Source organism: Actinomadura oligospora ATCC 43269, assembly GCF_000518265.1.
Taxonomy (GTDB): Bacteria; Actinomycetota; Actinomycetes; order Streptosporangiales; family Streptosporangiaceae; genus Spirillospora; species Spirillospora oligospora.
On sequence record NZ_JADG01000004.1, the window covers coordinates 355,534 to 370,046 of the forward strand.

General features: G+C 73.4%; 17 protein-coding genes. 10 read left to right on the forward strand and 7 right to left on the reverse strand.

Annotation, left to right across the window (positions count from 1 at the left end):
* Positions 1-183: 183 nt before the first annotated feature.
* The gene (locus tag P696_RS0106180) at positions 184-1,116 is read right to left on the reverse strand and encodes a LysR family transcriptional regulator (protein WP_026411640.1); all 933 of its coding nucleotides are present in this window, start codon (positions 1,114-1,116) and stop codon (positions 184-186) included.
* Between the two features lie 90 nt (positions 1,117-1,206).
* On the opposite strand from P696_RS0106180, the gene P696_RS0106185 reads away from it, so the two are divergent.
* The 6 genes from P696_RS0106185 to P696_RS0106210 all read left to right on the forward strand — a co-directional run bounded on the left by P696_RS0106185 (position 1,207) and on the right by P696_RS0106210 (position 4,840).
* Positions 1,207-1,785 carry an ATP-dependent Clp protease proteolytic subunit gene (locus P696_RS0106185; protein WP_026411641.1) on the forward strand — a complete coding sequence of 193 codons (579 nt, stop codon included), beginning with the start codon at positions 1,207-1,209 and terminating at the stop codon, positions 1,783-1,785.
* Positions 1,786-1,830: 45 nt separating this feature from the next.
* Positions 1,831-2,298, forward strand: coding sequence for a YbaK/EbsC family protein (locus P696_RS0106190; protein ID WP_034483705.1), 468 nt, complete (start codon positions 1,831-1,833; stop codon positions 2,296-2,298).
* 4 nt (positions 2,299-2,302) lie between these two features.
* A complete protein-coding gene (locus tag P696_RS0106195; RefSeq protein WP_026411643.1) occupies positions 2,303-2,653 on the forward strand; it encodes an arsenate reductase family protein in 351 nt (116 codons plus the stop codon).
* A 236-nt stretch (positions 2,654-2,889) separates the two neighbouring features.
* Complete coding sequence (locus P696_RS0106200; RefSeq protein ID WP_026411644.1) at positions 2,890-3,891, forward strand: hypothetical protein; 1,002 nt, start codon at positions 2,890-2,892, stop codon at positions 3,889-3,891.
* The gene (locus P696_RS0106205; protein WP_026411645.1) at positions 3,888-4,220 is read left to right on the forward strand and encodes a hypothetical protein; all 333 of its coding nucleotides are present in this window, start codon (positions 3,888-3,890) and stop codon (positions 4,218-4,220) included. Before P696_RS0106200 ends, P696_RS0106205 begins: the two co-directional genes overlap by 4 nt.
* An 11-nt stretch (positions 4,221-4,231) precedes the next feature.
* Entirely contained in the window at positions 4,232-4,840 is a 609-nt protein-coding gene (locus P696_RS0106210) for a GNAT family N-acetyltransferase (protein WP_245627529.1), read from the forward strand.
* Here P696_RS0106210 and metF read toward each other — a convergent pair.
* Positions 4,777-5,712, reverse strand: a complete 936-nt coding sequence (gene metF, locus P696_RS0106215; RefSeq protein ID WP_026411647.1) for a methylenetetrahydrofolate reductase [NAD(P)H] — start codon at positions 5,710-5,712, stop codon at positions 4,777-4,779. The genes P696_RS0106210 and metF overlap by 64 nt on opposite strands.
* 43 nt (positions 5,713-5,755) lie before the next feature.
* On the opposite strand from metF, the gene P696_RS0106220 reads away from it, so the two are divergent.
* The 4 genes from P696_RS0106220 to P696_RS43645 all read left to right on the forward strand — a co-directional run bounded on the left by P696_RS0106220 (position 5,756) and on the right by P696_RS43645 (position 10,846).
* The gene (locus P696_RS0106220; protein ID WP_026411648.1) at positions 5,756-6,844 is read left to right on the forward strand and encodes a polyprenyl synthetase family protein; all 1,089 of its coding nucleotides are present in this window, start codon (positions 5,756-5,758) and stop codon (positions 6,842-6,844) included.
* 80 nt (positions 6,845-6,924) lie between these two features.
* Positions 6,925-7,563, forward strand: a complete 639-nt coding sequence (locus P696_RS0106225; protein WP_245627530.1) for a carboxymuconolactone decarboxylase family protein — start codon at positions 6,925-6,927, stop codon at positions 7,561-7,563.
* On the forward strand, positions 7,563-9,785 hold the full coding sequence (locus P696_RS0106230) for a glycoside hydrolase family 3 C-terminal domain-containing protein (protein WP_084336874.1): 2,223 nt from the start codon (positions 7,563-7,565) through the stop codon (positions 9,783-9,785). Before P696_RS0106225 ends, P696_RS0106230 begins: the two co-directional genes overlap by 1 nt.
* A 119-nt stretch (positions 9,786-9,904) precedes the next feature.
* On the forward strand, positions 9,905-10,846 hold the full coding sequence (locus tag P696_RS43645) for a serine/threonine-protein kinase (protein WP_034483347.1): 942 nt from the start codon (positions 9,905-9,907) through the stop codon (positions 10,844-10,846).
* Positions 10,847-10,925: 79 nt separating this feature from the next.
* Here the strand turns inward: P696_RS43645 and P696_RS43650 are convergent, their stop codons facing one another.
* The 5 genes from P696_RS43650 to P696_RS0106260 form a co-directional block, all read right to left on the reverse strand.
* Complete coding sequence (locus P696_RS43650; protein ID WP_211245643.1) at positions 10,926-11,579, reverse strand: hypothetical protein; 654 nt, start codon at positions 11,577-11,579, stop codon at positions 10,926-10,928.
* A 122-nt stretch (positions 11,580-11,701) separates the two neighbouring features.
* On the reverse strand, positions 11,702-11,866 hold the full coding sequence (locus tag P696_RS56810) for a hypothetical protein (protein ID WP_170026327.1): 165 nt from the start codon (positions 11,864-11,866) through the stop codon (positions 11,702-11,704).
* Between the two features lie 120 nt (positions 11,867-11,986).
* Positions 11,987-12,664 (reverse strand): thiamine phosphate synthase, encoded by a 678-nt coding sequence (thiE, locus tag P696_RS0106250; RefSeq protein WP_245627531.1) that lies wholly within the window; start codon positions 12,662-12,664, stop codon positions 11,987-11,989.
* A 167-nt stretch (positions 12,665-12,831) separates the two neighbouring features.
* Positions 12,832-13,215 (reverse strand): Rv2175c family DNA-binding protein, encoded by a 384-nt coding sequence (locus P696_RS0106255; protein WP_026411652.1) that lies wholly within the window; start codon positions 13,213-13,215, stop codon positions 12,832-12,834.
* An 81-nt stretch (positions 13,216-13,296) separates the two neighbouring features.
* Positions 13,297-14,499, reverse strand: coding sequence for an NAD(P)/FAD-dependent oxidoreductase (locus P696_RS0106260; protein WP_026411653.1), 1,203 nt, complete (start codon positions 14,497-14,499; stop codon positions 13,297-13,299).
* Between the last annotated feature and the right edge of the window lie 14 nt (positions 14,500-14,513).

Here is a 14,513-nt window from a genome sequence, read left to right on the forward strand (position 1 = left end):
ACGGGCCGCGAGTCCCGCACCACGTCGAACATAAGTTCGACGCGTTCACAGTAAACCGGTTCCGTGCCCGTTCGTCAATACGTTCGAACGCGCATCGCCACGCAGAGCGATCATGAGACTGATCACGCAGGTCAGCGACGTGGAGTCCACTAGAACAAACGGGTCTGACAATCCGGGGTGCGGTCAGTCGCGGTAGTCGTCGGCCAGCCAGTGGGACAGGTCGTCCGGCGGGGGCGGGACGGCGGCGGGGAGCAGCCGCAGGACGGTCCGCAGCGCGGCCGAGGTGTCGCCGGAACGCCAGGTCAGGCACCACGGGACGAGCGGAACCGGGTCCACCAGACGGATCCTGTGCAGCTCGGTCCCCTCGGGGAGTTCGATGCCCGCCTCCCCCAGCGCGACCGCGTGCTCCTCGCGCGCGACGAGCTCTCCGTAGTGCCACAGGCCGACGGCGGGTTCGACGAACCGGATCGGGATGCCGAAGCGGCCCGCGAGGCGGGTGAGGAACGCCCGCGCCTCGGACGCGACCGGGTCGGGCATGACGACGCCGATGTCGCGCAGCTCGTCCGGACGCATCGCGTCGCGCCCGGCGAGCGGATGGTCCGGGCCGACGAACGCCTGCATCGGCACCAGCTGGACGACCCGGGACGCCAGCCCGGACGGCCAGCGTCCCGGAAGGTCCCTGGCCTGGCCGAACGCGGCGTCGATCTCGCCAGACAGCAGCGCGGGGACGGCCTGCTCGAAGCCCTGCCGCATGCTGACCTCGACGCGCAGGCGGGATTCGCGGTCGAGCAGCCCCCGGACGAGCGTCATCGGGCTGAAGCGCTGGTCGTAGACGTCCACACGGAGGCGCGGCGGCTCACCCCGGACGGCCGCCATGACCGAGTCGATGGCGTTGAGCGTCTCTCGTGCGCGCGGGAGGACGCGGCGTCCGGCGTCGGTGAGCTCCACGCGGCGGGTGGTGCGTTCGAACAGCGGCGCGCCGAGGACGGACTCCAGCCGCCGGACGCGCTGGGACAGCGCCTGCTGGGTGAGGAACAGGCGCTGTGCGGCCCGTCCGAAGTGCATCTCCTCGGCGGCGGCGACGAAGGCCCGCAGTCCGGGAACGTCCACATCCACAGGTCAAGCGTGGGATTGACAAGCGCGCGTTGTCAAAGCGCCGGAAGTCTTGTTGGACGCCGCCCGGCGCGCGCCGGTTATCTCGACGGCATGACCAACCCACCGCACCAGCTCTCCGAGGACGTCTTCCAGCGCCTGCTCAGGGAGCGGATCGTGTTCCTCGGCCAGGAGGTCGACGACGCGATCGCCAACCGTCTCTGCGCCGAGATCCTTCTGCTGTCGGCTGAAGACCCGCAGCGCGACATCCAGCTGTTCATCAACTCCCCGGGCGGGTCCGTGACCGCCGGGATGGCCATCTACGACATCATGCAGTTCGTCCCGAACGACGTGGCGACGCTGTCGCTCGGGTTCACCGCGTCCATGGGGCAGTTCCTGCTGTGCGCGGGCGCGCCGGGCAAGCGGTACGCGCTGCCGCACGCGCGGATCCTCATGCACCAGCCGTCCGGCGGGATCGGCGGGACGGCGACGGACATCCGCATCCAGACCGAGAACATGATCGCCACCAAGCGGCTGATGCAGCGGCTCATCGCCTCCCACACCGGGCAGTCCGCCGAGCGGATCGAGGCCGACTCCGACCGGGACCGCTTCTTCACCGCCGAGGAGGCCCGCGCCTACGGCTTCGTCGACCACGTGATCGACAACGCCCGCGCCCTCCCGGCGGCCGCGTGAACAACCCGATACCGGGAGCCCGGGCGACGCCTTAGGGTGCCGTCCATGCACCCCAACGCCGAGCGCGTCGCCGGTGTCCTGCGCGAGCAGGGCGCGGACGGCGAGATCATCGAACTGCCCGACTCCGCCCGCACCGCCCAGGCCGCCGCCGACCAGCTCGGCTGCGAGGTCGGCGCGATCGCCAACAGCCTCGTGTTCGACGCCGACGGCGCGCCGCTGCTCGTCCTGACCAGCGGCGCGCACAAGGTGGACACGGCGCGCGTCGCCGCGCTGGTCGGCGCGGGGAGGGTCCGCCGGGCGACGCCCGAGTTCGTCCGGGAGCACACCGGCCAGCCCATCGGCGGGGTGGCGCCGGTCGGGCACCCCGCCCCGATCCGTACCCTCGTGGACGTCTGGCTGGACAAGCACGAGCGGGTCTGGGCGGCGGGCGGGCACCCGCACACCGTCTTCCCGACCTCGTACGAGGAACTGCTGCGCGTCACCGGGGGCGACGCGGCCGAGGTGGGAGAGTAGGGGCATGGAGATCTGGCACAACCCGCGCTGCTCCAAGAGCCGCGCGGCCAAGGCCGCGCTGGACGAGGCGGGCGTCGCCTACACCGAGCGCCGCTACCTGGACGAGCCGCCGACGGCCGCCGAGTTCGACCGGACGCTCACCGCGATCGGCGCCGAGCCCTGGGAGGTCGCCCGGCTGGGCGAGGCGGTCGCCAAGGAGCTCGACCTGAAGAACCTGCCGCACGACCGGGACAGGTGGATCGAGGTCATGGTCGCGAACCCGGTGCTCATCCAGCGTCCGATCATCGTCACGGACGGATCGGCCGTCGTGGCGCGCGACGAGGAGTCGGTCCAGCGCGCCCTCGGCGACGCCTGACCACCCGACGTCCCGACGCCGGACGGCCCGCACGCCGCGCGCGTCCCCCGCGTGCGCGGGCGCGGCGCGTTGTGCGCCGGGAACAGCAGGCCCTGCCCCGCGCGCGCCCCTGCGTGCGCGGGCGCGGCCTGACCGTGACCGTCCGGCACTCGACATCGCCTGTTGCGAGTGTGATTCTGGGGAACCGACCCCCGGCGCGACCGGCGCGACGGACTGGAGCAGCACCCGGAGGGGCGATGACCGCTGAGATGCGCACCGGCCCGGCCAGCCGCGACGGCGACTTCCGGGGCATCGATCCACCCGCGCTGGACCAGCTGCTCCGGCAGGTCCAGCAGGCGAACACCGCGATCCGGGGCTGGCTGGCGGGGCACCGTCCGCCGCCCGGGGTCTCGGCGTCGGGGTACCGGCAGGCCGAGGCGGTCGGGCAGTGGGCGTCCGACCAGATCGGAATGCTGTCCCGGCGGTACAACTTCGCGATCACCCATCCGGACGACGGCGGCGGCGTGCACGTCCCACCCTCCCCCGCGCCGAGCCCCGGCCCGTCCGGCGGGAGCGGGGGCGGAGGAGGCGGCGGGACGTCCGGTCCGGGCAAGGTCACTCCGCCGCGCACACACAAGCGCCCGCACCGGACGACCCCGAACGGCGCGGGCGACCTCGGCGGGTTCACGACCCCGGAGGCCGCCGCCAGGGCCGCCCGCAAGGACGCGCTCGCCATCGACGACGCGATCAAGCACCACCGGCCCGTCCCGGCGGAGACCTGGAAGCACCTGACCGAGCACGCGGGCGACCCGGACTACACGCGCTCGCTCTACGAGCGGCTCGGCCCGTCCGGGGCGGCGGAGCTGATCAAGGCGGCGCACGGGAACCCGGCGCGCCTCAAGGCGGTCGAGCGGTCCCTCGGCGTCGCGAGCCACCACGTCACGATGAACGCCCGCTGGCTGGACGCCCTGCTGGACGAGTCGGACCGCCTCGGCGACCACACGTCCGCCGTCCACGTCCTGACGACGGCCCACACGAGCGCCCGCACCCGCGACGCGCTCACCAAGCTCGGCCTCCTCCACCAGGGGTCGCCTCACGCGCCGCACCACACGCCGCAACCGCCGCGCCATCCGGTCCAGCCGCCCGCGACATCCGCAGGGCCCGCGTTCGAGACGGCGACGCTGGTGTCCGACACCAAGGCTCCCGGGACGACGATCCCCGAAGCGAAGGTCCCCGAGACGAAGGGCTGCCCGACATGAGCCCGCCCCCGCCGCCCGCGAGCCTCCCCGCTCCCCTGGAGGGCGCGGCAGCGGCCCAGCTGGCCCCGCACGAGAAGCCGAACCCCGAGTACCGGCAGATCTACCAGGCGTACAGCGACGCCTACGGCAGCATCGACGCGCTCCGCAACGCGCTGGACGCGCCCGTCCGGACGCTGAACGGCACGGACGCGTGGATCGGCCCGGAGTCGCGCGCCTGGGGCGGCCAGCTGGAGACCCAGCGGGCCGCGCTGCGGAAGGCGGCCGACCAGATCCTGTGGGACATCTACAACCGGCTCGCGGGGACGCAGCGGACCATCGTCCGGGTCTAGGCTCTCTCGGCGTGAGGAAGAGGGAGCCGAAGCTGCGTCGACTCGACGAATCCGCGTTCCTGCGCCGCCTGGACCCGATCCTTCAGGTCTACGCCGCCGCGATGCGCCCGCCCGGGGAGCAGCTGCCCGGACGGTACTCGATCATGCAGCGGCACACCACGTACCCGCGGTTCCGCGCGTACGTGCTGGAGCAGCCGCGTCCGGTGCCCGGGATACCGGGGAGCGTGCGGGGGTTCGCCTACGGCTTCCACGGCGAGGCCGGGCAGTGGTGGCACGACGTGGTGCGGCGGGCGCTGGTCGAGCGGGACGGCCCCGAGCACGCCGACTACTGGCTGGACGACGCGTTCGAGGTCGCCGAGCTGCACGTCCACCCCGAAGCGCAGGGGTACGGGCATGGCCGGGCGCTGCTGAACGCGCTGTGCGAGGGCAGGCGGGAGCGGACGGTCGTGCTCTCCACGCTCGACCTGGACCGCGAGTCGCCCGCCCGCCGGCTCTACCGCTCCGTCGGGCTGCGGGACCTGCTGACCGACTTCGACTTCCCCGGCGGCGGGCCGCCCTACGCCGTGATGGGCGGGACGCTGCCCCTGGCCCCGTACCCGGCGTCCTCCAGCAGCTCGTAGACCTCGCGGGTCGCGGTCGAGCGGTTGAAGGTGATGAAGTGGATGCCGGGCGCGCCCTGGTCGAGCAGGTCCCGGCAGAGCTCGGCGGCGTGCTCGATGCCGAGCCGCCGGACGGCCTCCGGGTCATCCCGGACGGCGTCGAACCGCTCGCGGACCTCCGGCGGGAACGGCGCGCCGGACAGCTGCTCGGACTTCTCGATCGTGGTGATCCGGGTCACCGGCATGATGCCCGGGATGATCGGCACGTCGCAGCCCTCGCCCGCGACCCGGTCGCGCAGCCGGAAGTAGTCGTCCGCGCGGAAGAACATCTGGGTGATCGCGTAGTCGGCGCCCGCGCGGCACTTCTCGACGAAGAACCGGGTGTCGCTCTCGATGTCGCGGGAGCGCGGGTGCTTGTAGGGGAACGCGGCGACGCCGACGCAGAAGTCCCCGTACGAGCGGATCATCCGGACCAGGTCGGAGGCGTACTCCAGGCCCTCCGGGTGCTTGACCCACTCCGCCGACGGGTCGCCCGGCGGGTCGCCGCGCAGCGCCAGGATGTTGCGGACGCCCGCGGACGCGAACCGTCCGATCAGGTGCCGCAGCTCGGCCTGGGAGTGGTCGACGGCCGTGAAGTGCGCCACGGGCGTCATGGTCGTCTCGGTGGCGATCCGCTCGACCACGTCCACGGTGTTGTCGCGGGTGCTGCCGCCCGCCCCGTAGGTGACCGACACGAAGGTCGGGTTCAGCGGCTCCAGCTCCCGGATGGTGCGCCACAGCGTCCGGGCCGCCTCGGCGGTCTTCGGCGGCATGAACTCGAAGGAGAACGACGGTTCTCCGGTGGCGAGCAGCTCGCGGATCGTCGGAGCGCGATCGGGGTTCGGGCGTCGCATCCCGCAATCCTATCGACCCGGTCCGAAAAGATACGATCTCGGCATGTCCAGCAGTTCGTCCGGTCCCTCGCCCGTCAGCACCGCCACCGGCCAGTTCCGCAAGGAGGTCGACGAGGCGCTGCACGCCTTCGTCGACCGCCAGGCCCCCGGTCTCCTCGCGATCAGCGAGGACCTGCGGCCCATGATCACCGCCCTCTCGGCCCTGCTGTCGGGCGGTAAGCGGCTGCGCCCGGCGTTCTGCTTCTGGGGCTGGCGGGCCGCCGGCGGCCTGGACGGCCCGGAGATCGCGGCGGCGGCGGCGTCCCTGGAGCTGCTGCAGGCCAGCGCCCTGGTCCACGACGACGTGATGGACGCCAGCGACACCCGCCGGGGCCAGCCGTCGGTGCACCGGCGGTTCGAGGCGCTGCACGCCGAGCGCGGCTGGCGCGGGCCCGCGGACACCTTCGGCGAGGGCGCGGCGATCCTGCTCGGCGACCTGCTGCTGGCCTGGTCGGGCGAGATGTTCGAGACCAGCGGCCTGTCGGAGGAGCGCCGCGCCCGCGGACGCGGCGTCTACGACGTGATGCGCACCGAGGTCATGTGCGGCCAGTACCTCGACATGCTGGAGAGCACGCGCGCGGGCGGGACGGTCGAGTCGGCGCTGCGGGTGGTGGACTTCAAGTCGGCCAAGTACACGATCGAGCGTCCGCTGCACCTGGGCGCGTCGCTGGCCGGGGGCTCGGAGGAGCTGACGGCGGCGCTGCGCGCGTACGGACGGCCGCTCGGCATGGCCTTCCAGCTGCGGGACGACGTGCTCGGCGTGTTCGGCGACCCGTCCCAGACCGGCAAGCCCGCCGGGGACGACCTGCGCGAGGGCAAGCGGACCGTCCTGGTGGCGCTCACCCTGGAGCGCGCCACGCCGGACCAGGCCGCCACGGTCGACCGGCTGCTCGGCGACCCGGAGCTGTCCGGGCTCGGGGTGGCCGACCTGCGGGAGATCATCACCGGGACGGGCGGCCTGGCCGCCTGCGAGGAGATGATCGTCCGGTTCGCGGCCGAGGCGCGCGAGGCGCTGGCCGCCGCGCCGGTGACCGGTGAGGCCCGCGAGGCCCTCACGGAGCTGGCGGTCGCCGCGACCGCGCGCTCCTTCTGAGGCCTCTGAGGCTTTAAGACGGGTTGTCAACAGCCTGACACGATGTGGCCAATGCGGCGGGACGGGCTAGCACTGTCCCAGTGATCGGTGGCAGAAAGTACGGCATGGCCTCCGACACCCCGCCCGCCGAGGACATCCCGTCCGCCGAGCACGCCGCGCCCGCCGAACACGCCCCGCCCGCCCAGAACGCCACGTCCGCCGACGCTCCGCGCATCGCGCCGCTGCCGTCCGGGGAGTGGGACGACACGCTGCGCGCCGTCGTCGCCGCCACCGGCCCGCTGAACGTCTTCACGACGCTCGCCCGGCATCCGGCGCTGTTCACGGCCTGGATCGGGTTCGGGTCCAAGCTGCTGTTCGAGGGCACGCTGGACGGACGCGTCCGGGAGATCGCGATCCTGCGCGTCGCGCACCAGCGCTCGTGCGCGTACGAGTGGGCGCACCACGTCCCGATCGCGCAGCTGGCCGGGCTGGACGAGACGGAGATCGAGGCGCTGCGGGGAGCGCCGGACGATCATCCCTGGTCGGCGGACGACCGGGCGGTGATCGACGCGGCGGACGAGCTGGACGCCACCTCGACCGTCTCGGACGCGACGTGGGCGGCGCTGGCGAAGCGGTTCGACGCGGCCCGGCTGATCGAGCTGGTCATGCTCATCGGGCAGTACCACATGGTCGCCTTCGCGCTGAACGCGCTGCGCGTCCAGATCGAGGACGACCACTGATGCGCGCGCGCACGAGCCGGACGGCGGGCGCGACGCGGACGCGGACGCGGACCGGCCGGGTGTGGGGTGCAGGGGCCCTCGCATCCGCGCTGGTCGTGTCGGTCTGGGCCGTCCAGTCGGCGGAGGCGCAGCCGGGACGGGCCGCCAAGGCGGCGGCGTCCACGCGCTGCGGCGACCCGGCGACGCGGCCCTGGTGCAGGCGGACCCTGACGGCGGACCAGCGGGTGGCTCTGCTGCTGCCGAAGATGACCGCCGACGAGAAGATCTCGCTCCTCGCGTCGGACGACCCGCTGGGCGGCCCGCTCGGCGGCTTCTCCGAGAACGCGCACGCCGACACCAGCGGGGGCATCACGCGGCTCGGCATCCCGCCGGTCTACATGGCGGACGGCCCGGCGGGCGTCCGGCAGGGCAAGGCGACCGCGCTTCCCGCGCCGATCACGGTCGCGGCGGCGTTCGACCCGAACGCGGCCCGCGACTACGGCTCGACCGTGGCGTGGGAGGCCCGGCACCGCGGCAACGACCTGATCTTCGGCCCGACCGTGGACGTCCTGCGCAGCCCGCGCGACGGACGCTCGTTCGAGGGCTTCGGCGAGGATCCGTTCCTGTCCGCGGCGACCGGGACGTCCTGGATCAAGGGCGCCCAGGCGCAGGGCGTCATGACGTCGGTCAAGCACATGGCGGTCTACACGCAGGAGACCGACCGGATGGCGCTGAAGATGAAGGTCGACCCGCGCACGCTGCGGGAGATCTACCTGCCGCCGTTCGAGGCCGCGGTGAAGACGGGGAACGCGGCGACCGTGATGTGCGGGTTCGGGCAGCTGAACGGCCGCTGGGCCTGCCAGGACGACGCGTCGCTGAACAAGATCCTGCGCAGGGAGTGGGGCTTCAAGGGGTTCGTGGCGTCCGACCACACCGCCGCGCAGGACACGCCCGGCGCGGCCAACGGCGGTCTCGACCTCGAACTCCCCTACGGCTACCGGTACAACAACCTCGCCCTCAAGGCCGCGCTCGCCCAGAAGCAGGTCACCTGGACGACCGTGGACGCGCACGCGCGGGCGATCCTGCGGACGATGTTCGCGTTCGGCCTGTTCGACCGTCCGGCCTACGCGAACGACCTGACCAAGATCAGCCGGGCGGGCAGCGAGGCGGCGGCGCAGCGGATCGAGGAGAACGGCATCACGCTGCTCAAGAACGGCGGCGTCCTGCCCCTGAAGGCCCCGAAGAAAATCGCGCTGATCGGCGGGGCCGCCGACGCCAACCCGAGCGGGTTCGGATCGGCGCAGGTCCAGCCGTTCACGTCCGTGACGCCTCGTCAGGGCATCAGCAGACGCGCGGGCGCGGGAGCCGCGATCACCTACACCAGCGGACGGAACCAGGGCGACGCCGCGAAGGCCGCCCGGCACGCCGACGTCGCGATCGTGTTCGCGACCGACAGCGAGGGCGAGTTCTTCGACCGGTCCTGCCTGACGCTGAACTGCGGCGACCCGCTCAAGGGCGACCAGGACGGGCTGATCTCGGCCGTCGCGGACGCCAACCCGAACACGGTCGTCGTCCTGGAGACCGGCGGCCCGGTGCTCACCCCGTGGGCGGGCAAGGTCAAGGGGATCGTCGAAGCCTGGTACCCGGGCGCGCGCGGTGGCGACGCCCTCGCGCGCGTCCTGTACGGGGACGTCGACCCAGGCGGACGGCTGCCGTTCACCTTCCCCGCCGCCGAGGGCGACGCGCCCACGGCAGGGAACCCGGCGCAGTTCCCCGGTGTGGACAAGACGGTCACGTTCTCCGAGGGCGTCCTGGTCGGATACCGGCACTACGACGCCAAGGGCATCGCGCCGCGATTCCCGTTCGGCTTCGGGCTGTCCTACACGACGTTCCGGTACAGCGGCCTCAAGGTCACGCCCACCTCGGTGCGCGTGACGGTCACCAACACCGGCTCGCGGACGGGCACGGCGGTCCCGCAGCTCTACCTCGGCCTGCCCGCGCCGAACGTCACGACGCCGCAGCCGCCGCGCCAACTCAAGGGCTTCCAGAAGCTCACGCTCGCGCCCGGGGCGAGCTCGACCGTGACGTTCCCCCTCACCGACCGGTCGCTGGCCTTCTGGGACACCCCCTCCGGCGCCTGGAAGGTCGCGCCCGGCTGCTATCGCGTCCAGCTGGGAGGTTCGTCCAGGGATGCGGCTCTGACCGGGAGTTTCACGCGCGGCGGAGGCGCCTGCCGGGCGTAAAAGATCAAGGGTCCCGCCCCACGCCGGACCGGCACAGGGTACAAAAGAGGGAAACTTCCACTCGTCCTCCCCCGCCGAGTTCGGAGCCCCCGTTGCCGTCATCCTCCTCCCCCGGGAGCATGCTGGACCCCTCGTCCAGCCGTCCCGGCCTGCCCCTCGGCCCGGACGACCCGCGCCGCCTCGGCGGTTACCGGCTCGTCCGACGCCTGGGCGAGGGCGGCCAGGGCGTCGTCTACCTCGCCGTGCCCCGGGACTCCGGCGGCGCGCACGTCGCGGTGAAGCTGCTGCGCGGCGGGGCCGCCGCGACGCCGCGGGCCCGCAGCCGGTTCGTCAAGGAGGCGGACGCCGCCGCCGAGATCACCAACCGGCACGTCGCGCGCGTGCTGGAGGCGGACGTGACCGGCGACCGTCCCTACATCGTCTCCGAGTTCGTGGACGGCCCGTCCCTGCAGGAGTCGGTCGAGGAGGACGGCCCGCTCACCCCCGGACGGCTCCGCCACGTCGCGCTGCGCACGGCCGCCGCGCTCGCCGCGATCCACCGCGCGGGCGTGGTGCACCGCGACTTCAAGCCGGGCAACGTCCTGCTCGGCCCGGACGGCCCGAAGGTGATCGACTTCGGCGTCGCCCAGACCGCCGACGCCACCCCGGTCACCACCCACGGCGCGGTCGGCACCCCCGCCTACATGGCCCCCGAGCAGATCGAGGACGAGCCGGTCGGCCCGCCCGCCGACGTCTTCGCCTGGGCCGCGACGGTGGTGTTCGCCGCGACCGGCCGTCCGCCGTTCGGCGGCGGCGCGAGCGCGGCGGTCATGCGCCGCATCGTCACCCGCCCGCCGGACCTCGGCGACCTGGACGGCGAGCTGCGCGACCTGGTGGAGCACTGCCTGGACAAGAACCCGGCGGCGCGGCCCACGGCGCGGCAGGTCGTCCGGGCGCTGCGGGACGGCGAGGCCACGGCTCCGAAGCCGCGGCCGAAGAAGATCCCCCGCTACCGGTGGCGGATGATGCTCGCCCTCGCCGCCGTCGTCACGGCGGGCTTCGCCCTGGGCATCCTGCTCTAGAGCGTCGCGAAGACGGCGCGTGCGGCGGCGTGCGAAAGGCCCCGCCGGACGGCGGGGCGCTTCGCGTGGCGGGCCGGGATCAGGCCGTCGCCGCCTTCGGGCGGCGGAGCAGGCCGATCGCCGTGCCGAGGAGCCACCAGCTGAACACCGCGCCCATGAGCGCCGTGGTGCCCCAGCCGTTGGCGGCGTAGAAGTGCGCGGGCGTGTTCCCGAAGAACAGGGACGGCATGAAGGCCAGGTTGACCAGCGCCAGGCCGCAGGTGAACAGGCCCGCCCAGCGCGGCAGGACGGACGTCCGGAGGATGGCGTAGCCGACCGATCCCAGGAACATCGCGAGGAGCATCCGGCCGATCGTGCCGTACAGGATGTAGGTGCCGTCGACCGTGACGGTGGGGTCGATCGGGTGGTCGGACGCGATCACCGCGCCCGCCTCCAGACCCGACGAGACGAGGGTGACGACGCCGTAGGCGAGGCCCGCGCCGCCGGCGAAGCGCCCGATCCAGGCGCTCTCCGGGGCGGCCTGGATGATCAGCTCGCGGAAGGACATCGCGAAGGCGAGGACGAACCCGAGCCCGAGGACGCCGATCAGCAACCGGCTCAGGACGTTCGAGGCGGGCGGCGCGCCGGAGTAGACGAAGTAGAGCGGGACCTCCAGGAGGAGGGCCGCCGCGGCGGCGAGTCCGGCGGTTCCGGTGAGGCGGCGGGCGAGCGGCAGGTTCATCGCGTTTCCCATCAACGTGTGTGTGGTGGAACGCTTTGAATCCTTCGCCTTCCAGCAGCCCCGGCCAGTGGGCCTGGGGGCCGGATCGACGGGGACCTGACCCCCCGGTGCCCGGTGGACCTCGGCCCAGCGGCTCACCAGTGCGGCGGACGCTCCTCGAGGAAGCGCGCGTCGTCGTCTCCGCCGTCGCGCCACTCGCCCCAGCCCGCGTCGGTGTCGTCGCCGGTCTGGTCGGGCAGGACGGGCAGGTCCTCGTCCGCCAGGTCCACCACGCGGTCGTCGTCTGGTGAAACGCTCATGCATCCATTGTCGGTCACGCCGGAGGCCACTGGTGACCACCCGGCGTCCGGGACGTGGCGGCGTGTTGTCATCTCCCGGACGAACACCCGTCAGGGGCGTCCGCCGGGACGCCTCGGAGGTCAGGCGTCGGCGCGGTGGAGGCGGCGGGCGAGCTCGGCGGCGGCGGCGCCCGGGTCGTCGGCCTCGGTGAGGGCCCGGACGACCACGACGCGCTCCGCGCCCGTGGCGAGGACCTGGTCGAGGTTGCCGAGGTCGATGCCGCCGATCGCGAACCAGGGGCGCGCCGGGTTGCGTCCGGCGGCGTACTCGAGCAGCGGCAGGCCGGGCGCGTGGCGGCCGGGCTTGGTCGGGGTGGGCCAGACGGGGCCGCAGCAGAAGTAGTCCACACCGGGCTCGGCGGCGGCGTCCGCGGCCTGCTCGTCCGAATGCGTCGAGCGGCCGATCAGGACGTCCTGGCCGACGATCGCGCGGGCGGCCGGGACGGGCAGGTCGTCCTGCCCGAGGTGCAGGACGTCGGCCTGGACGGCGTGCGCGACGTCGGCGCGGTCGTTGACCGCGAGCAGCGCGTCGTGCCGGTCGCAGGCGTCCCGGAACACCCGCAGGTGCTCGATCTCCTGCCGGGCCTCCAGGCCCTTCTGCCGCAGCTGGACGATGTCGACCCCGTTCGCGAGCACCGCGTCGAGGAACTCCGGCAGGTCGCCCCGCTCCTCCCGGGCGTCCGTGCAGAGGTAGAGGCGCGCGCGGCCGAGCCGGGCGCGCAGCCGGACGGCGCGGTCGGAGGGCAGGTGCCTGGACACGGTGGGCGGGGTCCTTCCGGAGAACAGACGGGGGCCACGCGCGCGGGGGTCCGCGCACGTGACCCGCATCATTTCACGTGCTTTGCGGCGAACTCGGGCGGGCCGTCCGGTACGTCCCTCCGCCAGGGGTGGACCGGACGGCGCGGCCGGTTCGCCTTGGGTACGGCCTAGAAGGCGAGCGCCTGGGCCCGCCGCCGGACCTCGGTGCCCCGGTTCTCGGCCAGCGCCTGCACCGGCGTGCCGGGCAGCGTGTCGTCGGCGGTGAAGAGCCAGCGGAGCGTCTCCACGTCGTCGAACCCGGCGTCCTTCAGGAGTGTCAGCGTTCCCGGCAGGCCCTTGATCACCTGGCCGTCGGCGATGAACGCCGCCGGCACCATCGGGTGGCCGTCCCGGCGGACGGCCAGCAGCTTGCGCTCCGCCAGCAGCTGCTTGATCCGGTTGAACTTGATGTCGAGGCGCTCGGACACCTCCCGAAGGCCGATCCACTCGCCCACCAGGGCGTCGGTACGGGGGTCGAGGTCACTCTCTACGGTTGCGTGCGTCTGCGTCACGCCCCCTTGCTACCACGCCCCCAGAGCACTCAAACCCGCCCAGGACCTCCGGAGATTCTTCCGTTGATCTCTCACCGTTGGTCAGGACTTCACCGACTGACGCACCGGAATGCCCGGATCGCCCAGCAGTACGGGGTCCACGGGCGTCCCGGCGGCGATGATCCGCTTCGCCTGGACGAGGTCGCGCGGACGGTCCACCGTCAAGATCGCTTCAAGCCGGTCACCGGTGATCCACGCCACGGCCCAGGCCCCGTCCTCGGGCGAGCCGCGGCGGATCATCCGCTCGGCCCCGGCGTGGTGACCCGCGTACTGGACGAACCGGTCGAACTGCTCGGACCAGAAGTAGGGGGCCACGTCGTAGACCGCGTCCTGGCCGAGCAGCGTCGCGGCGGCGGTCTCGGGCGCGTTCAGCGCGGTGTCCCAGTGCTCGATGAGCAGCCTGCGGCCGTACCGGTTCGACCACCAGGCGGCGCAGTCCCCGACCGCGACCACGTCGTCCCGGACGACGCCGTCCACCGAGGCGCGCAGGGACGCGTCGGTCAGCACGCCCCGCTCGACGTCGAGGCCCGAGCCGTCCAGCCAGGCCACCTCGGGACGGACGCCGACGCCGGTCACGACCAGGTCGGCCGGGATGTGCCCGCCTCCGGCGAGTGCGAGACCGTCCGGCTCGACCGAGGCGACCTTCACGCCCGTCCGCAGCTCGACGCCCGCCTCGGCGTACCAGGGGGCGGTGAGCGCGCCGAGCTCCGGCCCGAGCGCGTTCGCCAGCGGCGCGTCGGCGGCCTCCACGACCGTCACGGCGCAACCGTCCTTGGCGGCCGTGGTCGCGACCTCCGCGCCGATCCAGCCCGCCCCGACGATCACCACGCGGGCGCCGGGGGCCAGCCCCGCCCGGACCTCCAGCGCGTCGTCCAGGGTGCGGATGACGTGCTGCGGGCCGTCGCCCGGCATCCGGACCGGCGTCGCGCCGGTCGCGATCACCAGGCCGTCGAAGTCCAGGTCACCGGCCGTCGTGGCGAGCGTCCCGCCGCGTCCGGGGCGCAGCCGCAGGGCGGTCGCGCGCTCGCCCGCCAGCACCCGGACGTCCAGGGCCGCGAGGTCGGTGTCCAGGGCCGGGAAGTCGGTCTCGCCCTTGAGGACGGCCTTCGTCAGCGGCGGGCGGTCGTACGGCCGGTGCCGCTCCGCGCCCACCATCGTCAGCGCGCCCTCGTACCCGTGCTTGCGGAGCGCCTCGGCCGCGCGCACGCCCGCGAGCCCGCCGCCCACCACCATCACCCGGTCCATGCCCGCAGGCTAGC